A 21,754-nucleotide genomic window follows, 5' to 3' on the forward strand; every position below is an offset into this window, starting at 1 on the left:
TTTACCATGCGCGTATTACTTGCCCCGATGGAAGGCGTTCTCGATTCGCTGGTGCGTGAACTGCTGACCGACGTCAACGACTACGATCTCTGTATTACCGAATTTCTGCGGGTAGTGGATGCACTGCTGCCGGTGAAATGTTTCCAACGCCTCAGTCCCGAACTCGATCATGACAGCCGCACGCCGTCAGGCACCCGTGTGCGTATTCAGCTGCTTGGGCAGTATCCGCAATGGCTGGCAGAGAATGCCGCGCGTGCCGTCGAGCTGGGCTCCTGGGGCGTGGATCTCAACTGTGGTTGCCCGTCAAAAACGGTGAACGGCAGCGGCGGTGGGGCAACGTTATTAAAAGATCCCGAGCTGATTTATCAGGGCGCGAAGGCGATGCGTGCCGCCGTGCCTGCCCATCTCCCCGTCACGGTGAAAATCCGGCTGGGCTGGGATTCCGGTGCGCGGCAGTTTGAAATTGCCGATGCGGTGCAGCAGGCTGGCGCCACGGAGCTGGCGGTACATGGCCGAACCAAAGAGGATGGCTATCGCGCTGAGGCGATAAACTGGGCGGCGATAGGCGAGATTCGTCAGCGGCTGTCGATTCCGGTGATTGCCAACGGTGAAATCTGGGACTGGCAGAGTGCGCAGGATTGTATGCAGGCCACGGGATGTGATGCCGTTATGATCGGGCGCGGTGCGCTGAATGTGCCCAATCTCAGCCGGGTGATCAAATACAACGAACCGCGGATGCCGTGGCCGCAGGTTGTTCAACTGCTGAAAAAGTATGTGCTCCTGGAGAAGCAGGGCGATACCGGACTGTATCATGTGGCGCGTATCAAACAGTGGCTGGGGTATCTGCGTAAAGAGTATGAAGAAGCCTCACCGTTGTTTATGCAGGTGCGCGTGTTGCAAACCTCCGCGGATATTGCGCGGGTGATTGGTTCCGTGAATGGCTAACCCTCTGTTAATGGCTGGCCCACAGGCCAGCCTCTGCCTGCTCATCTGCATCAACCCTCTTTCCTCTCACGGACATAACTTGTCTCTAAACTGATCGGGATCTGTTAGCAAGCTAAGGGTATAATGTGACACATATCGTATCTTTTTCTGGCTCCGCTATGTCCGCAATCCCGGCGTTAACCAATGCCCAACTGAACAAACGTATTATCTCTGTCGTGATCTTCACCTTCTTTTGCTACCTGTCTATCGGCCTGCCGCTGGCGGTATTGCCGGGCTACGTGCATAACCAGCTGGGCTACAGCTCGTTTATTGCCGGACTGATTATCAGCCTGCAATATTTCGCCACGTTGATCAGCCGACCGCAGGCCGGGCGTTATGCCGATCTGCTGGGGCCGAAAAAAGTGGTGCTGGTGGGGCTGATCCTCTGTGGTGCCAGCGGGCTGTTTACCCTGCTAGCGGTGCTGATGGATGCCTCACCGCTCACCAGTCTGCTGCTGCTGGCCGTGGGGCGCGTGGTATTAGGCTTTGGTGAAAGCCTCACTGCCACCGGATCGATCCTCTGGGGCATCAATGTGGTGGGCACCGTGCAGAGTGCTCGGGTAATCTCGTGGAATGGCGTGGCAACCTATCTGGCAATGGCAATGGGGGCACCGCTGGGCGTGATGCTCAATGCGCTGTTCGGCATCCCCGGTTTTGCCGTGTTGATCATGCTGATGGCCGCCTTTGGCTACTGGCTGGCGACCCAACGCCCGGCGATTCAGGTACAAGTGGGGCAGCGCATTCCCTTCAACCAGGTGTTTGGAAAAATCTGGCTGTATGGTCTTTGCCTGGGATTAGGCACGGTCGGGTTTGGGACTATCGCCACCTTTATTACGCTCTACTTCTCCCATCATGGCTGGAACGGTGCGGCGTTCTCCCTGACCCTGTTCAGCATCGGTTTTATTCTCATGCGCCTGCTGTTTAACAACAGCATTGCGCGCTACGGGGCCATTCGTGTTTCGCTGGTCTCCTTTGCCATTGAATGTGTAGGATTGCTGCTAATCTGGCAGGCCGGTTCGATCTGGCTGGTGGATCTGGGGGCATTTCTTACCGGCAGCGGTTTCTCGCTGATCTTCCCGGCGCTGGGCGTGGAAGCGATCCGTCGGGTTCAGCCACAAAATCAGGGATCGGCGCTGGGGCTTTACTCCGCGTTTCTCGACTGTGGATTAGGCATTACCGGGCCGATTGCCGGATTGCTGATTGGGCACTGGGGCGTGGACAGTATCTATCTGGCGGCGGCAGGGGTGGTGTTGCTGGCCCTGTTAATCATGGTCAGTGTGCTAATCCGGGGCAATAACACATTGCCCCGACAGGCTTAGTACACTTCCGGCACAATCATATCGTCCGGCACCGGGGTGCGGTGATAATCCTCGTTGCGCTCACGGCTGGGCAGGGTGATGGGTTTTAAGGCGCTGTCCTCATACGGCACCTGGCGCAGCAGGTGGCTGATGCAGTTCAGGCGCGCCTTCTTTTTATCCACGCCCTGGACCACCCACCACGGCGCTTCGTCAATGTGGGTGCGCGACAGCATAATCTCTTTGGCTTCGGTGTAGTCTTCCCAGCGGCGGCGGCTTTCCAGGTCCATCGGGCTGAGCTTCCACTGCTTCAGCGGATCGTGAATGCGGCTGAGAAAACGCAGTTCCTGCTCTTCATCGGTGATAGAGAACCAGTATTTAACGATCTGGATCCCGCTGCGCGTCAGCATCTTCTCGAACTCCGGTACGCTGCGGAAAAACTCTTCCACTTCCTGTTCATTACAAAAACCCATGACCCGCTCAACGCCTGCGCGGTTGTACCAGCTGCGGTCGAACAGCACCATTTCGCCCGCCGCAGGCAGGTGTGCAATGTAGCGCTGGAAGTACCACTGTGTACGTTCACGGTCGTTGGGGGCGGGCAGGGCAGCCACACGACAGGTACGGGGGTTCAGACGCTGGGTAATACGTTTGATCACGCCACCTTTGCCCGCGGCATCGCGGCCTTCAAAGATAATCACCATGCGGTGCCCGGTGCGCATCACCCAGTCCTGCATCTTCACCAGTTCACCCTGTAGCCTTAGCAGCTCGCGGAAATAGTGTTTACGCCAGGCTTTCTCGCCTTCTTCCATCTTGCTGTCATCGCCAAAACGCAGATCGTCCAGCTCCATTTCCAGCTCTTCGTCGTAGCTGTCGTAAAATTCCTGTAGCAGACGATGGTGAATATTCTCAGCTGAGAAATCATTACCTTGCATCGCCATACGTCGTTCTCCCGGTCATGTGGTGAAAATAGCCATTCAGGCAGGTTCATCAATTTATCCTCTGGTAATACGCACTCTGTGTGACAGGAAAATGACAACCTTGAGGGATTTCTGCGTGAACAGTCGCTCCGGTAACAAAACTGTCATCGGCATACGGCAGGATAAGACTATCGCCATAACGCGCCCGAACCGGAAAAAAACGAATGACGCAACACCTGCCGTTACTGCGGCAAAAACCGGACTTCAGTGATGATGTTTCCGGCCTGATTTATGGCTACCGCTTTGTTCAGGATCACGCACCCGAAAGCCTGACCGTTCAGCAATCCTGTGAGGCCTGGGCCAGCGGAGCCGTTGAGGGCAGCTTTCTCTGGCTGCACGTTAATCTTAACCATGCCGCCGCCGCCCGCTGGCTGAAAACCCACTTTGGCGTTGATGAAGACTTCTTTGACGAAATCCAGCAGGGGTCGCACAGCACCCGTATAGAACGACAGAATGATGCGCTGATGGCGGTATTGAACGATGTTACTTTCAACGCACGGGAAACCAGCGACGAAAGCGCTACGCTGTGGATCTGGTGTCGCGATGGGCTGGTGGTCAGCGCCCGCTTTAAACCGCTGCGGCTGGTGGAACGGTTAGTCAGTAAGCTGGACCAGCTGGAGCTGCGTTCGTCGACCGGGCTGCTGGCTCAGTTGCTGGCGGAACAGGAAGAGGTGCTGGCGCTGATTGTGCGCCAGTCGAATCAGTATGTGGATCAGATAGAAGAGCGCCTGCTCGGGCAGCATATAAAAAGTAATCGTGGTGAACTGGGGCGCCTGCGCCGCACATTGCTGCGTTTCCAGCGCCTGCTGGCACCGGAACCGGCGGCACTGTTTCGCCTGATCAATCGCCCGCCGGGCTGGCTGCATCATCATGTGGTGCAGGATCTGCGTCAGTTTACCGAAGAGTTCACCGTGGTCCTGAACGACCTGAATGGACTGACCGAGCGCATCCGGCTGCTGCAGGAAGAGATCGCTGCGCAGCAACTGGAACAGAGTAACCGGACCCTGTTTACCCTGACGCTGATCACCGTGCTGGCCCTGCCGATTAATCTGGTGGCCGGGTTCTTTGGCATGAATGTGGGCGGTGTGCCGTTGGCCAATAATCCGCACGGTTTTTTCCTGCTGGTGATGCTGGTAACGCTTTTCACCTGCGTTGCGGCCTGGCTGGTGTTGCGGCGGCGTGATAAGCCCTGACGGCTATCTCGCGCCAGTAAAAAACGCACAATAAAAAACCCCCGCACCTTAACGGCACGGGGGTTTTTATATCTACTGCGCGGAATTAAGGCTTCGGCGTGCTGTAGATCGGGCCAGGCTGAGTCAGCGCGGGAACCGCCTGTACTGACGCATCGGTCGCTGCCTGTGCTTCAGTCGTCGCTGGCGCTTCCGTAGCGGCAGGGGCTTCAGTGGTGACAGGAGCTTCTGCGCCCTGAGTGGCAACGGCGGCGGCTGGCTCTTCCTGCGGAGCGGCTGCCTGCTGAGGCACTACAACCGGAGCAGAAGGCTGGCTATTCGCATCGCCGTTCACTTTGGTTGGCATGCCAGAACGTGCTTTCAGCGCGTCTTCCATTGCGGTTGTGTTAACGCTGGCGTCTGAAACCACTTTGTTCACCGCGCTGGTCAGTGTCAACGGAACGGGCTCGCGAGAGGCAAACTGCTCTTCGGTCTGCGACAGTGGGTTATGAATTTCCACGTAGCGTGAACCGTCCGGCTCAACCGATGCTTTAATCGGCTGATCGATAAACTGCACGCGTGTACCCACTGGCACATTCTTGAACAGCCATTTGATATCGTCAGCACGCAGACGCACACAGCCGTGACTCACGCGCAGGCCGATACCAAAGTTAGCATTGGTACCGTGGATGGCATACAGACGGCCGATATACAGCGCATACAGACCCATCGGGTTATCCGGGCCAGCCGGGAAGACTGCAGGCATGGATTCACCGCGTGCGGCGTACTCTTCATGCATCTTCTTGGTTGGGGTCCAGGTTGGGCCATCTTTTTTGCGCTGAACGGTGGTCGTCCAGTTTACCGGCGTATCACGGCCCAGTTCGCCGATACCAATAGGCAGCACAACCACTGTTTTACTGCCTTTCGGGTAATAATACAGACGCATTTCCGCACTGTTGATCACGATGCCTTCACGTGGAGCGTCAGGCAGGAGCAACTGCTGAGGAATGATCAGTTTGCTGCCTGCTTTCGGCAGATAAACGTCCACGCCTGGGTTCGCTTCCATAACGTTGCTCAGACCCATCTGGTACTGAGCAGCGAAAGCTTCCAGCGGAAGTTTGCTGTCTTCCGGGATGGTAATTTCCAGATTTTCCCCGATCAGGCGGCTGTTGGCGGCCGGAAGAGGGTAAACCACAGCGAAGGCAGAGTGGCTGAAAGCCGCAGCGGCCAGAATCAAGGTGACTAACGCACGGATGTTCTTTTTCATAGTAATTTCAGGTGTAGCGCCATGTAGACTGTTGATAAACGACCCAATACTGGCCAACTGTGACCGGCTGCACATTATATGTGCATTATGGCCCCGGATGAAACCAGGATTTTCCCTGTTGAACTATCTTTACGATAAATTGTGTGCAATACGACCATTTTTGCGATGCATCATTCTGTTTTTGCGATGCATCGTCCTGATTTCAGGGTTGCCAGAGCGGATCTTTCCCACTCAGTTTCCGGTCAAGGAAGAAGGCGGCACTGATCAGGGCCAGATGGGTGAGCGCCTGAGGCGTATTGCCTAACGCGTGACCGCGACTGTCAAACTCCTCCGCATACAAGCCGAGGGGGTTGGCGTAATTTAGCAGCTTCTCAAATTCAAAGTGTGCTTCATCAAGCCGCCCGGCACGCGCAAGGCACTCAACGTACCAGAAAGAGCAGGCGGCAAAGGCCCCTTCTTCACCCTGCAGGCCATCGGCCGGGGTTTCGCTGACGTTGTAGCGGCGCACCATTCCATCACTGACCAGCTTCTCTTTAATCACATCCAGCGTTGCCAGCCAGTCCGGGTCGGTCGCCCCGACAAAGCGCACCAGCGGCATTAATAGCATTGAGGCATCAACAAACTCGCCGTGACGGGTGGCGACAAAGTGACCCGCCTCTTTATGCCAGAAATTCTCCCAGATATCGCTACGGATCGCATCCCGGGCGGCGGTCCAGCGTTCGGCAGGCATTGACAGCGATCGCTTTTCACCCAGACGTATTGCACGGTCGAGTGCTACCCAGCACATCAGGCGTGAATGCAGGAAGTGCTGCGGTTCCCCGCGCATTTCCCAGATGCCGGCATCACGCTGCTCCCAGTGGTCGGCCACATAGTCAATCATCCGGCTGACGTGGCTCCAGCCGCGCTGGGAAATCGCTTCGCCGTATTTGTTGGCGAGATAAATGGCGTCCATCAACTCACCGTAGATATCCAGCTGCGACTGGCGCCAGGCATCATTACCAATGCGCACCGGGGTGGAACCGGCATAGCCCGACAGGTTCAGCAGTTCGCTTTCGTGTAGCTCGGTGCCGCTGTCGATGCGGTACATCACCTGTAATTTTTCAACGTCGTTGTGACTGTTCTCAACGCAGCGGCTGACCCAGTGCGTGAAGTGTTTTGCTTCATCGACATAGCCGAGGCGCATCAGGGCATACATGCTGAAAGAGGCATCACGGATCCAGGCGGCGCGGTAGTCCCAGTTCCGTTCACCACCCAGCTCTTCCGGCAGGCCAAATGTGGCAGCAGCGGCAATTGAACCGTGTTGCCAGGAGGTCAGCAGCTTCAGCGTCAGCGCCGAGCGGTTAACCATTTCCCGCCAGCGTCCCTGGTAGCTACTCTGCGCGCTCCATTGCCGCCAGAACGCCAGCGTGGCATTAAAGCAGCTTTCGGTACCTTCTTCTTCACGCTGCGGATCCTCATCGCCCCCGAAAATAAACTCGCGCGATTCCCCTTCCTTTAGGGTGAAGCGGGCGACCGCCGCGGCACCTTCCAGGGCAAAGTCCACTTCGCCCGTCAGGCGTAACGTGGGCTGACCTTCTGCGTGGAATATCACGCCTCCTGATTGCAGAGTGGCGCGGGTTTCTGCCCGGGCATAATCATGGACAGGCGCACAGCGCAGGTTGATGGTGGCGCTGCCGTGCACCACATTAATCCGACGAATAATGCGTGGCTGGCGGTCTTCCCGCTGGCATACCGGCATATAGTCGGTCACTTCCACGACACCCAGATCGTCCAGCCAGCGGGTTTGTAGCAGGGTGGTATCGGGCAGGTAGAGCTGTATACGACGCGCATCGGGCCAGTCGGGGCTGAGGCTGAATAAGCCCGCCTTATCGCTGTCGAGCAGGGCGCTGAATATTGAGGGGCTGTCGAGGTTGGGCCAGCAGAAGTAGTCGAGGGTTCCGTCATTGGCGATCAGTGCGCAGGTGCGCAGATCGCCAATGACGCCGTGGTCTTCAATCTTTCGTTTGATTTTATTCATCGTTTAACTATAGCGGTTGTTTTGGCAGATGGGCGCGGCATGCCACGCCCCTACGATAACTGCACTATCTTTTCGCCGGGGTCAGGCATGCCACTCGTCTACTACAACCGTAATCTTTCGCCGGGGTCAGGCATGCCACTCGTCTACTACAACCGTAATCTTTCGCCGGGGTCAGGCATGCCACTCGTCTACTACAACCGTAATCTTTCGCCGGGGTCAGGCATGCCACTCGTCTACTACAACCGTAATCTTTCGCCGGGGTCAGGCATGCCACTCGTCTACTACAACCGTAATCTTTCGTAGGGGTCAGGCATGCCTGACCCTCACTCAACTATCATCCCGTAAAAAACGCTCTTCCAGCGTCGCCTGCAGCAACAGCATCGCCTGCTCAGCATGCTGCATATGGTCGCGCATGATGCGTTCCACCGCGGTGGCATCCTCACGGCGCAGCGCATCAATCAACTGATACTGATATTCGATGCCCTGGCGACGATCGACGGGCTGCGGCTGCTGATAAATATCTTTGCACACCGCCAGATCTTTCAGCAGACGTTGCAGAAAACGACAGAAAAAGGCCAGCAGCGGATTGGCCGAATAACTCGCCACCACGCTGTGAAAATCCAGCTCGGCCATGCGCTGTTCCCAGCGCTCTTCTTCACTTGCTGGCGGGTGGTCATAGATGCGAATCAACTGATGCAACTGCTGAAAACCCGCCTCATCAATCTGGCCGATGGCGCTGACCGCAACCTGCGGCTCCAGGGTTTTACGCAGCGCATAGATATGGCTGATGCTCAGCTCGCGGGTAAACAGATAATTCGACAGCAGGCTCATGGCACGGTTTTCCGGCATGCTGTCGATAAATGCACCGCCGCCGGGTCCGGTACGCGTGCGGATCAGCCCCTGCGCTTCCAGCGCCTTCAGTGCCTCACGTACCGTACTTTTTCCGGCTGAAAATCGTACCATCAGATCTTTTTCCTGCGGCAGGCGATCGCCGGGCAGCAGGTTGTCATCCACAATGCTCTGCTTGATGGCATCAATGATGGTGTCGGTGCGTTTACGCTTTACCGCCTCAGGGGGCGTTGATACTGAAGACATGGTCACCTGTATGTCAGAGAGTGGGCTGAACGCTGGGCGGCGTGAGCTGCCAGGCTGGCGCGGCTGCCAGCAGTTGACGACTGTATTCGTGCTCAGGCGCACTGAACAGCGTCTGTGTGGCGGCGCATTCGACGATAGTACCAGAATTCATCACTGCAACGCGGTCGGCAATCGACTCCACCACGGCCAGGTCATGGCTGATGAACAGATAAGACAGACCCAGCTCCTGTTTGAGATCCTCCAGCAACAGAAGAACCTGTGCCTGTACTGAGACGTCAAGCGCAGAGACAGGTTCATCCAGCACCAGAATCTGTGCCTCTGCCGCCAGCGCACGGGCAATCGCCAGCCGCTGCGCCTGACCGCCAGAAAACTCATGAGGATAACAGTTCAGGGCATCGGCAGGCATATTGACCGCCGCCAGCAGCTGTTGCATACGCGGCAGACAGTCACGCGCAGAATATCCACACAGCCGCCGGAGCGGCACGCTCAGGATCTGGCGAATGGTTTTACGCGGATTGAGCGATGCCACCGGGTCCTGAAACACATACTGAATGGTTTTGCCAAAAGCCTGCACGCCACGCTGGGCCAGCAGGCTGGCCTCTTCACCCTGTAGGGTCAGGCTGCCAGACGTGGGGGATTCCAGCCCGACCAGCATACGGGCGAGGGTACTTTTTCCACTGCCACTTTCACCGACCACGGCAAGGGTTTCCCCCTGGCCGAGATTAAAACTGATGCCTTTTACCGCCTCAACGGCGTTACTGCGTCGCCACCATCCTCCCTGACCCGGGTAGGTTTTTATCAGATTTTTCACTTCAATCACGTTCTTCATGAAGAGGTCTCCTGCTGGTGTAGCTGGCGGATTTGTTGCAGGAAGGCGCGGCCCTGACCGCGCTGCGGCACGCTGGCAATCAGTCGTCGGGTATAGTCGTGTTGAGGAGCCTGTAATACCGTGGCGGTGAGACCGCTTTCCACAATTTCACCCTGGCGCATGACCGCTACCCGGTCACACATCTCACTGACCACGGCAAAGTCATGCGTAATAAACAGCAGGGCCAGCCCGCGTTTGTGGCGCAGTTCGTTCAACAGGGCGAGGATACGCGCCTGTACCGTGACATCCAGCGCGGTGGTGGGTTCATCGGCAATAATGACCTGTGGATCGTTGGCGAGGGCGATAGCAATGCCCACGCGCTGACGCTGGCCGCCGGAAAGCTGATGAGGCCAGGCATCAAAGCGTTCTGCCGCCTGCTGAATGCCGGTATCTTCCAGTAATGTAATGGCTTTGGCGCGTGCCGCCGCGGCGTTTAGCGGCTGGTGGCACTGAATCGCCTCGACCAGCTGCTGGCCGATGCGCATCTGGGGATGCAGTGACGTCAGCGGGTCCTGGAAGATATAAGCCACGCGTACACCACGGCGTTGCTGCATCTGGGTGGCAGAGAGAGACAGCAACTCCTCATTCTCCAGCCAGACACTACCGCCGGTGATCACACCGGGTGGCGAAGCCACCAGACCCATAATCGCCAGTGCGCTGACGCTTTTACCGGAGCCGCTTTCACCAATCAGTCCGAGGCATTCACCCGCCTGCACATGGAAGCTGACGCCTTTTACCGTGGGCACCCGATGGCTCCCACGGCTGAACGCTACCTGTAAATCCACCACTTCCAGCAGCGCATCAGGATGAGCACGCGGGGCGACCGCTGCACGATCAACGGTGGTCATTGCCTGTGAGCGTAGCAGGGCGCCGGACTTCAGACGCGGATCCAGCAGGTCACGCACGCCATCTCCCAGCAGGTTAAAACCGATTACCAGCAGGAAGATCATCACGCCCGGCACCAGGGCAACATGGGGGGCGATAAACAGCTGGTTGCGCCCCTGGCCCAGCATCGACCCGAGATCGGCATCCGGTGGCTGTGTGCCCAGACCGAGGAAGGAGAGCCCGGCCGTTTCAAGGATCATCCAGCCGATGGTGGTGGAGAGCGTCACCACGATCAGCGGCAGAACGTTAGGCAGGACTTCGCTTAACAGGATCTGCGTATGATTTTTCCCCGACAGTTTGGCTGCCTGAATAAAATCACGGCTGCGCAGGCCGAGCGTCAGACCGCGTACATTACGGGCAAAGAACGGAATATTGACCAGCGCGATGGCATAGAGCGCATTCAGTAGCCCTGGCCCGAGCACCGCGACAATCGCCAGCGCCAGCAGGATATAGGGAAAGGCCATAATCATATCGATCAGGCGCATCAGGATACTGTCTGTGCGCCCGGCGGCGTAGCCGGCAATCAGGCCGATCAGCGTGCCGAAAATGGCGGCCAGCAGAGTCGCGCTCAGGCCCACGGCAACAGAAACCCGGGTGCCCCACAGCAGGCGCGATAACATATCGCGGCCCAGTGCATCGGTGCCCAGCAGGTGGCCCGGCGTCAGCGGCGGAGCAAGACGTTGCAGCAGGTCGGTGGCATCCGGGTCCGGCAGCGGCAGCAGCGGAGCGATAAAGGCTGCGGTTAAGGTGATTGCCAGCAGCAGCAATCCCAGCGCGGCGAGGCGGTTGTGCAGTAACAGCGACCAGCTGGAGCGGCGCGTGGGCAGGGTAGTGGATGTCGTCATGATTTTACCCTCGGGTCGAGGCAGGCCTGAACGATGTCGGTCAGCAGATTAATCAGTACATAAGCAATGGCCGCAACCAGCACGCCGCCCTGTACCAAGAGCAGGTCGCGGGTTGAGACGGCTTTCACCAGCATCGCGCCCAGGCCCGGCCACTGGAACACGGTTTCAATATACACCGCGCCGCCCAGCACAAAGCCAGCCTGAATACCGATTGCCGGGATCACCGACACCAGCGCCACGCGAAAGGCGTGACGCCAGATCACCCGGCGCTCGCTGACGCCTTTCGCGCGCGCTGTGCGGATGTAATCCTGTCGCAGCACTTCCAGCATCGCGGTGCGCGTCAGGCGGGCAATCACCCCGGTGGCAACAATTGCCAGCGTGATGGCGGGCAGCGTCAGATGATGCAGCAGGTCCCATGCATCGCCGCCACCATAAATCGCGAACATGCCGGAGGCCGGGAACCAGCGCAGGCTGACGGCAAACAGCATGATCATCAGCAGGCCGATCAGGAACGAGGGCAGGGAAATGCCGATCAACACCAGCAGGGTGATCAGTTTGTCGCCCCAGCCGAACTGGCGTACCGCCGAGGTGACACCCGCCAGCAGGCCGAGGATCACGCTCAGCAACAGCGCGCAGCCGCCCAGCAACAGGGTGGCGCTCAGGCGTTCCAGCACTTCATCGATCACCGGGCGGTTCAGCACATAGGAGCGACCAAAATCGCCGTGCAGCAGGTTGTTGACCCAGATGAAATACTGCTGCCACAGCGGTTTATCCAGCCCCAGTTCGGCGCTGACGCGCGCCACATTTTCCGGTGTGGCAAATGCGCCGAGCAATGCCTGTGCCGGGTTGCCGGGGATCATCGCCATCAGCAGAAAGACAATCAGCGACAGGCCGATAATCACCGGGATGATGCCAATCAATCGCCGCAGTAAATAGTTCCACATGGCAGGCGGCCTCCGTCAGGGTTTGCTGACCTGATGCAGGATCAGGTTGAAGTTGGGTTGCAGGGCAAAATTCTGCACCTGGCGTGTGGTCACGGCATTTTGCTTCCAGTTGGCGACGAACAGCCAGGGGGCATCATCGTGAACGAGGGCCTGCACCTGGCGGTACAGTGCACCGCGCGTCTGCTGGTCGCTGCTGCTTCGGGCTTCATCCAGCAGCTTATCGACCTCGGGATTGCTGTAATAACCGGAATTAAAGCCGCCTTTATCCGGCCACGCATCGCGCCGCAGGGTGAGGAACGGCAGGGTATCCGGGTCATTGGTCATCCATGCCATCTCTGCCATCTGGGTTTGCGGGGTCAGCCCGGCATTCACTTTGGCCAGATAGGTGTTCCACTCCCAGGTCTGAATAGTGACGTTGAGGCCCACGGCTTTCAGATCGGCCTGAATCGCGGTGGCCATCGGGATCGGATCAAGCATCCCTGATCCCCCTTCTGTGACGTAGAAATTCAGCGTAGCCCCTTCTGCCCCGGCTTCTTTCAGCAGCGCACGGGCCTTTTCTGGATCGTAAGGATACGGGCTGACCTCTTTGTTCGCCGCCCAGGCAAACGCTGAGGGTATCGGGCCATCGGCGACCTGGGCCGAGCCCTGCAAGACTTTATCGACCAGCGCCTGCTTATTGACGGCGTAGTTCACCGCCTGGCGAACGCGTTTATCGTTAAACGGTTTCTCTTTGGTGTTCAGCAGCAGGAACCAGACGTGCGGGCCGACCGCCTGGTGCATCTGGAACTGCGGGTTATCGGCGAAGGTTTTTACCGTGTCCGGCGGCACTTCCACCATCGCATCAATGCCGCCGGAGAGCATCTCCGCGGTGCGGGTGTTGCCATCGGTAATCGGACGGAACACAGCGGCTTCCAGCTTCGGCGCGCCGTCCCAGTAGTCTTTATTGGCGGTCAGCACCACGCGCTGGTTGGCCTGCCACTCGCCAAAACGAAAGGCCCCGGTGCCGACCGGATGGCGACCAACGTCTTTGTCATATTTCTTCACCGCCGCCGGAGACACAATCAGCCCGGCAGGGGTCGCCAGATTGGAGAGCAGGGGGGCGAAGGGCTGTTTCAGCGTAAACACCACCGTCTGTGCATCCGGGGTGGTGATGGTATCGATGGAAGAGAAGAAGAAACTCAGCGGGAAGGGGCCGGTGTGATAGTACGGATGTTGCTTGTTAAGCATGCGTTCAAAGGTAAATTTCACCGCATCGGCATTGAACGGCGTACCGTCGTGGAACGTGACGCCTTCACGCAGATGGAAGGTATAGCGCAGGCCGTCCGGGCTGATTTCCCAACGGCTGGCGAGTGCCGGTTCAATCGAGAGTGAACCCGGCGCATTGCGCACCAGACCATCGTAAATATTGACCAGAATACGCGAATCGTTAGCGGCCGTAGCCACCTGAGGATCGAGCGACTGTGGCTCTGCCACCTGGCCGATAATTAGCACGCCGGGGGGAGATTCTGCCCCGGCCTGGGGTGCCAGGGCCAGCAGACCCAGGCAGAGGGAAAGACAGTGCAACCCGGTGCGTAGCGATGTGAACATGGTGGTCCCCGTTAAGCAGAGTGGTCAGCGCACGGTGTGACGTGCGGATGAACAAAGTTTGTCCTGTTTGTTATTTATGCGTATAAATAGCGTTAAGTGCAATAATTTATCCATATAAATTTGATCTGCCTGGCAGAAGGAGGGTGCAATGACCTTTTCTATTGTGGCACGCGATCCACAGAGCGGCGCACTGGCGGCGGCCACGGCCACGGGCGGCCCGGCCGTGGGTGCGCTGGTGATCCATGGCCGCGCCCGTACGGGTGCTATTGCCACGCAGGCGCTGACCAATCCACTGTACGGCAGTCGCGGGCTGGCATTGCTGGCAGAGGGGCTGACGGCAGAACAGACGCTGCATCTGTTGTTGAAGGAAGATGATGCGCGTGAGCGGCGGCAACTGCTGATTATCGATAATGCCGGGGCGACCGCGCACTGGAGCGGCAGCCTGTGCGGGCGCTGCTTCAGCAGCATGGCGGGCCCGCAGCTGGCCGTGGCGGGCAATATGCTGGTCAGTGAACAGGTCCTGACGGCGATGCAGACTGCGTTTGCAGCGGCGCACCGTCTGCCGCTGGCCGATCGGATGCTGGCGGCGCTTAATGCCGCGCATCAGGCCGGAGGGGATGAGCGTGGCATTCGTTCTGCGGCGCTAAAGGTCTGGGATCGTCGTGCTTATGCCGACATTGATGTGCGTGTTGACTGGTCGGATGCTCCGCTGGTGCAGTTAGCCGGGGTGCTGGAGCAGGTGCGCGCGCCGACCTATGCGGATTTTTTCCGGCAGTTGCCGGGGGGCGAATAGGGACCGCAACGGGTCAGGTATTCACCTTTCGTCGGGGATGACCTTTTTTTCCGGTCATCCCGTGCCGGGGGTCTGCACCATGGGTGAGCCCGGTGCTGCTGGTCGACCGAAACAGAGGGTCGACCACTACTGATGCTTTTTATGGCGGTGCTTCACCACGAGGCGTATGCCCCACACCAGCGCCACCGCCAGCAGCAGCCAGAACAGGTGCTTGAGATGATGATCAAGCTGATGCAGCCAAGGCGCAATCACCTGGCCGCCGAGGTAACCGAGCGAAACAAAAATCACTGCCCACAGTGCGGCGCCAATCGCGTTAAAGAGCAGGAACTTGCGCGGAGAGAGCTGACTGGCCCCGATAATAATCGGCCCGACAATGCGCAGTCCATACATAAAGCGCACGCCAATCACAAACAGCACCGGGCGTTTACGGATCAGGCGGTTAGCCCGCTCAATCTGCTGCTGATGTTTTTTGACACGCTGGAGGATCGGCTCACCGTAGCGGCGGCCAATGAAAAACAGCGCAGTATCACCCAGAACACCCCCACACATCGCCACCAGCACCACCCAACCGAAATGCAGCAGGCCCTCATGTGCGGCGACACCGCCCAGTAGCGTAAATGTCTCACCCTCAGCCAGACAACCAATAAACAGTGCCCAGTAGCCATACTGGGAAATTAGCGTATTTACATCCATCTGTTAAACCCGTTCCTCATGTTGCTTTTAGGGTTAAGTCTAACCCTTTTGATAAAAGTTGCAGCGAAAAGGGCCGTCTCAGTGTTTATTTTTAACGGAAAATGAAGCGCTTAACGTGTTCATCTGTTGGATGAAAAACAAACAGGGCAGGGCCGCTTATACTTGAAGAGATGCCGCCCGAGACTGTGCCTGCTGGCGGTCCGTTGTACAGAGGAGTGAAGATATGAATCATGTCTGGGGACTTCTTGCGCACCCGGGTCGGGAGATGCGCGACATTAAGCAAGAGAATGAAACGCTCTCGCATCATTACACTCATCATGTGCTGCTGATGGCGCTGATCCCGGTGATCTGCGCCTTCATTGGTACCACTCAAATCGGTTGGGATATCGGCATTGAACGGACTATTCCGCTGTCGTTATTCAGTGCGTTCTCACTGGCCATCCTGTTCTATGCGCTGATCCTGCTGGGTGTGGCTGTCATGGGAAAGGTGATCTGGTGGATGGCGCGTGACTACCCACAGCGGCCCTCACTTTCAAGCTGTCGGGTGTTTGCCGGTTACGTGGCAACACCGCTGTTTCTCAGCGGGCTGGTGGCTCTCTATCCGCTGGTGTGGCTTTGTGTCCTTGTCGGCGCGCTGGCGCTGGTTTATACCGGCTATCTGCTGTACGTCGGCATCCCGCTGCTCCTCAACATAGACCGCGAAGAGAGCTTACGTTTCTCCGGCTCCACACTGGCCATCGGTATCCTGGTATTTGAAGTGTTACTGGCAATAACCGTGCTGATGTGGGGTTACGGCTATCAGCTATTTTGAGCGTTGATACCGCCGGGAAACCGGCGGTATTTTGGTAACGCTCAGAAACGAATATCCTGTAGGATAATCCTTAACTTCCGGCGTATTATGCCTGCGCCAGCCCCCGCAACAGTGCGGGACGCGGTGTGTGGTTTCCACACCCTCATTATCAGCCGCTAAGTTTACGATGCCTGCAAAAATCCGTTTGTCTCTATTAAGTGTGGTTATGCTGTTTTCTGGTCAGGCCATCCTGAATCAGGCCGTTGCCCGTACTCACCAGCCTGCCGTAGAAACTCCATCGGCCCAGCCTGAAATTGCATCAGGCAGTGCGATGATTGTCGACCTGACCACCCAGAATGTGATCTACGCCAGTCACCCGGATTTGGTCCGTCCGATTGCCTCAATCACCAAGCTGATGACGGTGATGGTGACGCTGGATGCCCATCTGCCGATGGACGAAATGCTCAAGGTTGATATCAGCCGTACGCCAGAAATGCGCGGTATCTATTCGCGGGTGCGTCTTAACAGCGAAATCAGCCGTAAGAACATGATGTTGCTGGCATTGATGTCCTCAGAAAACCGCGCGGCGGCCAGCCTGGCGCACCACTATCCGGGCGGATATGATGCCTTTATTCGCGCCATGAACGCCAAAGCACGCGCACTGGGCATGAGTAACACGCATTACGTAGAGCCGACCGGACTGTCGATTAAGAACGTCTCAACGGCGCGTGATTTGAGCAAACTGCTGATCGCGACCAAACGTTATCCGCTATTGGGCGAACTCAGCACCACCCATGAAGATATGGCCACGTTCCGTAACCCGAATTACACCCTGCCGTTCCGTAACACCAACCATCTGGTGTATCGCCCGGACTGGAATATACAGCTGACGAAAACAGGGTATACCGATGAGGCAGGACACTGCCTGGTGATGCGCACGGTGATCAATAAGCGCCCGGTTTCACTGGTGGTGCTGGATGCCTTCGGAAAATACACCCATTTTGCTGACGCTAACCGTCTGCGTAAGTGGATGGAAACCGGCAAAATCTCTCCGGTTCCTCCGGCAGCGCTGAGTTACAAGAAGCAGAAAGCCTCGCAGGTGGTCACTAACCGGGCGGTCGATGACAGCGCGGTAGAATAACCTGCGCTCACGGGGCGACCTTTTTTTGCGATCGCCCTGGTTATAACGCTCGCTGCATCAGTAACGTATCGCGCCATTCGCCATGTTTAAAACCCACGGCGCGGAAATTACCGACAATCTCAAATCCCATCTTTTTATGCAGATTGAGCGAGCCGGCATTGCGCTCGCCGTTGCCGATAATCGCCAGCATCTGGCGGAAAGGGCCTTGCTGACAGCGGACGATCAGCGCGGCCAGCAGAGCGCTGCCGATGCCACGGCCCCCCATTTCCGCATCAATATAGACCGAATCTTCAACGGTAAAACGGTAAGCGGGACGTGGACGATATTGTGTGGCATAGCAGTAACCCACGACCTGCCCGTCGATCTCGGCGACCAGCCACGGCAGTTCGAACGAACAGACTTTTTGATGTCGGGCAGCCATTTCTGCTGCATCGGGTGGCGTTTCCTCAAAGGAACCGCAACCGTGCAGCACATGCCAGCTATAAATACGGGTCATCGCGTCGATATCGCCTGGTGTCGCATCACGGACGATCGGCTCAGAAGAGGAAAGGGACATTTTTTGCTCCATGCGTTTTTTGGATAATTTGCCATAACACCAGGAAGGCGAGGTCATAGAATATTCTTATGACGGCGACCTCATTTTTCCATCACGAATCCTATAGTCCCGGCCAGATCAAAAGCTTAAACTAGCCGGAAAATTGACAGGCGCCGCCCGGCGCTACCCTTTCGTCTCAGGAACCTGCACATGTCTGGCTTGTTAACTTTTCTTCGTGTTTGTCTGCTGGCGCTGGTGGCGCTGTCGCCCCAGTTTGTGCTGGCGGCGGATAACGACAACACTCAGCAAAATGATGCTCCCCCTAAAATCAACGCCTCCGTTGAGCTGCCGAAAATGCAGAAGGTGCTGGACAAGATCAAACAGCAGGTTTCCGGTGAAACAAACGACAGTAAACTGAATGCGCTCAACGATCTGGCACTGGAGTTGTCCGGCGATGCCGATACGCTGATGCAAAGTATCATCCCACAGCGTGCGCAGTTACAGGCGCAGCTGGCGGTACTGGGTCCGGCTCCGGCAGCCAGCAGCGGTGTGAAAGAAACGGCGGAGGTCACCAGCAAACGCAACAAGCTGGAAAACCAGAAAGGCAAAATGGATGACCAGATAAAACAGGCTGAGGCGATCAAAAGCGGGGCGATCAACCTGTCCGCGCAGATCGTTAATCTGCGCCGCGACGCGCTGAAAACCCAGCTGGCGCTCAACGCAGGCAGTATTTTTGGTCCGCGTTTCTGGGCCCCGTTGTTTAATACCCAAAGCGATGACAGCGCTAAAATCAGCGATTTTGTCGATGAGCTGACTGGCACGGCTGCGCTTTCCTGGGAACCCGGCTGGCGCTTTGGCACGCTGGCCTGGGTGCTGGCCGCCGGGCTGGTGGCCACGCTGGGGCGCCGCTACCTGGAAGAGTTTCTGGCCTGGGTGGGGATTCACCATTTGCCGGAAGGTCGTCTGCGCCGCAGTTTCCTTGCGGCGGCGACGGCCATCACCACCCTTGCCGCGGTGGTGCTGGCCTTTAACTTCCTCGACCTTGCGTTCACCCGCCACGATGACGTTGTCGATGAAGTCCGGGATTTTGCTGACAAGCTGGTCGGGCTCAGTGTGCTCTGCGGGCTGATTGCCGGTCTTGGGCGCGCTTTCCTCTCCACCCGCCGCCCGTCGTGGCGTTTGCCGAATATCTCCAATGAAGTGGCGACGGCGTTAAAACCCTTCCCACCGCTCACCGCAGCGCTGGTGTTTATCTTCCAGACAGTAGAAAGCTTCAACAGCAGCGCCAGTACCAGCGTTGGTACCACTATCTTTGCTAACGGTCTGACCGCACTGCTGATTGGTGCCACGGCGCTATCGATCAGTATGCGCACCAACCGTGTACGTCGCCGTATGATGCAGGAAGGTAATCAGCCGGAGGCGAAATCCACGCTGGTCGGGCTGATCCAGATGGCCCTGACGCTGATTGGCGTGGCGATTATGATTGCGCTGGTGATTGGCTATATCACACTGGCGCGCTTCCTGAGCTATGAGCTGATCTGGATGGGGATTGTCTTTGGCTCTTTCTATATCCTCAGCCAGCTGGTGGCCGATGGGTGTGAAAGTCTGTTTTCTACCAACAATGCCTCCGGTAAACGCATTCAGGCTTCGCTGAATATTGATGAGCGTCATCTGGGGCAGGTGGCGGCGGTGCTGGGCGCGATAGGCAAAACGTTCCTGGTGCTGGCGGCCGCGATGGCGTTGCTGAATGGCACCTTCGGCAGTTCGACACCGATTGAACTGGTGCAGAAAGCCATTGAGTTCTGGGGCGGTAAAGGCCTCGAATCCCTGAATATCGTCCCCGCGCATCTGGTGAATGCGCTGATCTGCATGGTGGTGGGCATCTGGGTACTGCGTTCGGTCAAGCGCTGGCTGGAACATGATTTTCTGCCGAAAACGACGATGGACAAGGGGATGCGCCTGTCGCTGATTACCCTGTTCAGTAATATCGGTTTTGTGCTGGTGATCCTGATGACCCTGTCGATTATGGGTCTGCAGTGGAATAAGCTGGCCTGGATCGTCAGTGCCCTGTCAGTCGGTATTGGTTTTGGCTTACAGGAAATTGTGAAGAACTTTATTTCCGGCCTGATCCTGCTGACGGAACGTCCTGTTAAGGTTGGTGATCTGGTGAGTATCAGCGGCATTGAAGGCGATATTCGCCGTATCAATGTGCGCGCCACGGAAATCCAGCTCAGTGATAAATCCACCGTGATTGTGCCGAACTCGCAGCTGATTTCGCAGAACGTACGTAATGCCACAATGGGCAATGCCCAGGGGGTGGCGACCATTACGCTGACCTTCCCGCTGGATATTGACCCGCAGCAGGTTCGTCAACTGCTGCTTGAAGTGTATAACGAGAATGAACGCATTCTGGAGACTCCGGAGCCGTCAGTCACCTTTAAGGATCTGACCTCCACGGGGATTGTGCTGTCCGTGACCGGTAACGTTGCCAGCCCGCGTCAGGTGGGTGGGGCGAAAAGCGATTTGCTGTTTGATATTCTGACCCGCTTACGCAAAGAAGGGGTCATGTTATCCACACCGCAGACCATGATCATTGAACGTAAAAACGGTCAGATGGTATTGCAGGAGCCGAAAGAGTAAGGTCGAGGCACGCCCCGACCAGAGCACATTGAACGTAACAATAATGTAGGGTCGAGGCATGCCCCGACCAGGGCACATTGAACGTAACAATGTAGGGTCGAGGCATGCCTCGACCGTCTCAAAGGTCAGGCGTGCCGGTCCCCCTGTGATTTATCGCACCCGCATTCGCCCCAGTGCTTCGCCCGCGTGGTTAACGCCAACGGTAGAGGCCGATCGTTTTTTCCGATCGGCCCGTGCCAATTTAGTCGCTTTATTTCCCCTCTGTATTACATCAACCATTAATTTTCTCTGATATAAATTCCGGTAGATCGGGGAAGCTCCGTTATCACTCAAGTCGCATTCTTGTCGTCTGCAGGTTGCTCATTATCAATGCGCTGCGATATAGTCGCGCCTGTACACACAAGGAAAGTGTGCCTAATGCCTGCTTTCTGCGCTCGTTTTAACAGGAGTAAATATGAGTGTCTCTTATCAGAGTGATATCCCGAAAACGCGAAGTCATCGACATTTTATCACCGTGTACCCGCGCCCGTTCCCGGCGCAGGGACACCCTTTCGTCCAACACTGACGTTAACTTACTTTTCCAACAAGGAACGTCAGATGAAACTCTCATTATTAAGCCCGCTGCTGGCGGGGCTGCTGCTGTTATCCGGCTGCACGCAGCCTGCCGCGGAAGCCCAGGGCCGCAGCGGCGGTGGTGGCACCATTAAGGCCATCAACCACACCAAATGGGCGATTAACCACTTCAGCGTGAACGGTCAGTCGGGCATCGACATTATCGACCCGTTCCAGGGCGGCGGCGGGGGCTGCTGCTACGGCGTACCGGCGCAGTGGAGGCCGGGGATGACGGCGCGCATTGACTGGGAAACGGGGGTGGGATATTCAATGGATTTTCCTGGATATCAGGACAGAAAAAAATATCTTGCCTGGAAGAAAGGTATTGATGCGCAAAAAAGGCAGCACAGCAAAACCGTACCCGTCCCTGACTACAGCGACCAGGACACCTGCGGTATCACGGTGCATTTTCTGCCCTGCGATGACGTTAAAGTTACGACCAGCTGCTGGTCACCAAAGAACGCTAACTACCCGATTAAAGAGCCCATCAGGATGAAGGAGCCAACTGTATGTCCGAGATAAACAAAGCCGATTTGGCATGGAATCCGCCGCCGTTCCCGGCGCAGGGGCGCTTGCCTGTGCCTGTAACGCGGGGCAGACAACACCGTTAGTTTACT

At 57.1% G+C, this 21,754-nt stretch carries 18 protein-coding genes; 8 read left to right on the top strand and 10 right to left on the bottom strand.

The genetic code is table 11. From position 1 onward, the window contains the following. Positions 1 to 6: 6 nt before the first annotated feature. A complete protein-coding gene (gene dusC, locus LJN55_RS06790) occupies positions 7 to 945 on the top strand; it encodes a tRNA dihydrouridine(16) synthase DusC (RefSeq protein ID WP_133841164.1) in 939 nt (312 codons plus the stop codon). Positions 946 to 1,103: 158 nt separating this feature from the next. Then, a complete protein-coding gene (locus tag LJN55_RS06795) occupies positions 1,104 to 2,303 on the top strand; it encodes an MFS transporter (RefSeq protein WP_133841163.1) in 1,200 nt (399 codons plus the stop codon). Here the strand turns inward: LJN55_RS06795 and ppk2 are convergent. Next, positions 2,300 to 3,217 (bottom strand): polyphosphate kinase 2, encoded by a 918-nt coding sequence (gene ppk2 / locus LJN55_RS06800; RefSeq protein WP_133841162.1) that lies wholly within the window; start codon positions 3,215 to 3,217, stop codon positions 2,300 to 2,302. The genes LJN55_RS06795 and ppk2 overlap by 4 nt on opposite strands. A 203-nt stretch (positions 3,218 to 3,420) precedes the next feature. Here ppk2 and LJN55_RS06805 point away from each other — a divergent pair, with 203 nt between their 5' ends. Beyond that, positions 3,421 to 4,449 carry a transporter gene (locus LJN55_RS06805; RefSeq protein ID WP_133841161.1) on the top strand — a complete coding sequence of 343 codons (1,029 nt, stop codon included), beginning with the start codon at positions 3,421 to 3,423 and terminating at the stop codon, positions 4,447 to 4,449. Positions 4,450 to 4,534: 85 nt separating this feature from the next. Here the strand turns inward: LJN55_RS06805 and LJN55_RS06810 are convergent, their stop codons facing one another. From LJN55_RS06810 to LJN55_RS06840, 7 genes are all read right to left on the bottom strand, one after another. Continuing rightward, on the bottom strand, positions 4,535 to 5,692 hold the full coding sequence (locus LJN55_RS06810) for a L,D-transpeptidase family protein (protein WP_227535902.1): 1,158 nt from the start codon (positions 5,690 to 5,692) through the stop codon (positions 4,535 to 4,537). Between the two features lie 202 nt (positions 5,693 to 5,894). Further along, the gene (locus tag LJN55_RS06815; protein ID WP_227535903.1) at positions 5,895 to 7,709 is read right to left on the bottom strand and encodes a glycoside hydrolase family 15 protein; all 1,815 of its coding nucleotides are present in this window, start codon (positions 7,707 to 7,709) and stop codon (positions 5,895 to 5,897) included. Positions 7,710 to 8,036: 327 nt separating this feature from the next. Beyond that, complete coding sequence (locus tag LJN55_RS06820) at positions 8,037 to 8,804, bottom strand: FadR/GntR family transcriptional regulator (protein ID WP_200640924.1); 768 nt, start codon at positions 8,802 to 8,804, stop codon at positions 8,037 to 8,039. A 13-nt stretch (positions 8,805 to 8,817) separates the two neighbouring features. Next, positions 8,818 to 9,633 (bottom strand): ATP-binding cassette domain-containing protein, encoded by an 816-nt coding sequence (locus LJN55_RS06825; protein WP_227535904.1) that lies wholly within the window; start codon positions 9,631 to 9,633, stop codon positions 8,818 to 8,820. Then, on the bottom strand, positions 9,630 to 11,402 hold the full coding sequence (locus LJN55_RS06830; protein WP_227535905.1) for a dipeptide/oligopeptide/nickel ABC transporter permease/ATP-binding protein: 1,773 nt from the start codon (positions 11,400 to 11,402) through the stop codon (positions 9,630 to 9,632). The genes LJN55_RS06825 and LJN55_RS06830 overlap by 4 nt, the downstream gene beginning before the upstream one ends. Then, positions 11,399 to 12,346 carry an ABC transporter permease gene (locus tag LJN55_RS06835; RefSeq protein WP_159338078.1) on the bottom strand — a complete coding sequence of 316 codons (948 nt, stop codon included), beginning with the start codon at positions 12,344 to 12,346 and terminating at the stop codon, positions 11,399 to 11,401. The genes LJN55_RS06830 and LJN55_RS06835 overlap by 4 nt, the downstream gene beginning before the upstream one ends. Positions 12,347 to 12,361: 15 nt before the next feature. After that, on the bottom strand, positions 12,362 to 13,933 hold the full coding sequence (locus LJN55_RS06840; protein WP_227535906.1) for an ABC transporter substrate-binding protein: 1,572 nt from the start codon (positions 13,931 to 13,933) through the stop codon (positions 12,362 to 12,364). 148 nt (positions 13,934 to 14,081) lie between these two features. On the opposite strand from LJN55_RS06840, the gene LJN55_RS06845 reads away from it, so the two are divergent. Then, positions 14,082 to 14,726 (top strand): DUF1028 domain-containing protein, encoded by a 645-nt coding sequence (locus LJN55_RS06845; protein WP_200640915.1) that lies wholly within the window; start codon positions 14,082 to 14,084, stop codon positions 14,724 to 14,726. Positions 14,727 to 14,852: 126 nt separating this feature from the next. Here LJN55_RS06845 and LJN55_RS06850 read toward each other — a convergent pair whose 3' ends face one another. Further along, positions 14,853 to 15,419, bottom strand: coding sequence for a DedA family protein (locus LJN55_RS06850; protein ID WP_227535907.1), 567 nt, complete (start codon positions 15,417 to 15,419; stop codon positions 14,853 to 14,855). Positions 15,420 to 15,642: 223 nt separating this feature from the next. Between LJN55_RS06850 and LJN55_RS06855 the strand changes: the two genes are divergently transcribed. Both LJN55_RS06855 and pbpG read left to right on the top strand, forming a co-directional pair. After that, positions 15,643 to 16,230, top strand: a complete 588-nt coding sequence (locus LJN55_RS06855; RefSeq protein ID WP_200640911.1) for a Yip1 family protein — start codon at positions 15,643 to 15,645, stop codon at positions 16,228 to 16,230. 166 nt (positions 16,231 to 16,396) lie between these two features. Beyond that, positions 16,397 to 17,350 (top strand): D-alanyl-D-alanine endopeptidase, encoded by a 954-nt coding sequence (pbpG, locus tag LJN55_RS06860; RefSeq protein WP_200640909.1) that lies wholly within the window; start codon positions 16,397 to 16,399, stop codon positions 17,348 to 17,350. 40 nt (positions 17,351 to 17,390) lie between these two features. Here pbpG and LJN55_RS06865 read toward each other — a convergent pair whose 3' ends face one another. After that, the gene (locus LJN55_RS06865) at positions 17,391 to 17,906 is read right to left on the bottom strand and encodes a GNAT family N-acetyltransferase (protein ID WP_227535908.1); all 516 of its coding nucleotides are present in this window, start codon (positions 17,904 to 17,906) and stop codon (positions 17,391 to 17,393) included. 189 nt (positions 17,907 to 18,095) lie between these two features. Between LJN55_RS06865 and LJN55_RS06870 the strand changes: the two genes are divergently transcribed. Together LJN55_RS06870 and LJN55_RS06875 are read left to right on the top strand one after the other, a co-directional pair. Next, positions 18,096 to 20,525, top strand: a complete 2,430-nt coding sequence (locus tag LJN55_RS06870; RefSeq protein WP_227535909.1) for a DUF3772 domain-containing protein — start codon at positions 18,096 to 18,098, stop codon at positions 20,523 to 20,525. 597 nt (positions 20,526 to 21,122) lie between these two features. Beyond that, positions 21,123 to 21,659, top strand: coding sequence for a DUF3304 domain-containing protein (locus LJN55_RS06875; RefSeq protein WP_227535910.1), 537 nt, complete (start codon positions 21,123 to 21,125; stop codon positions 21,657 to 21,659). Positions 21,660 to 21,754: the final 95 nt, after the last annotated feature.

Source organism: Erwinia rhapontici (assembly GCF_020683125.1).
In the GTDB taxonomy this organism is placed as follows: domain Bacteria; phylum Pseudomonadota; class Gammaproteobacteria; order Enterobacterales; family Enterobacteriaceae; genus Erwinia; species Erwinia rhapontici.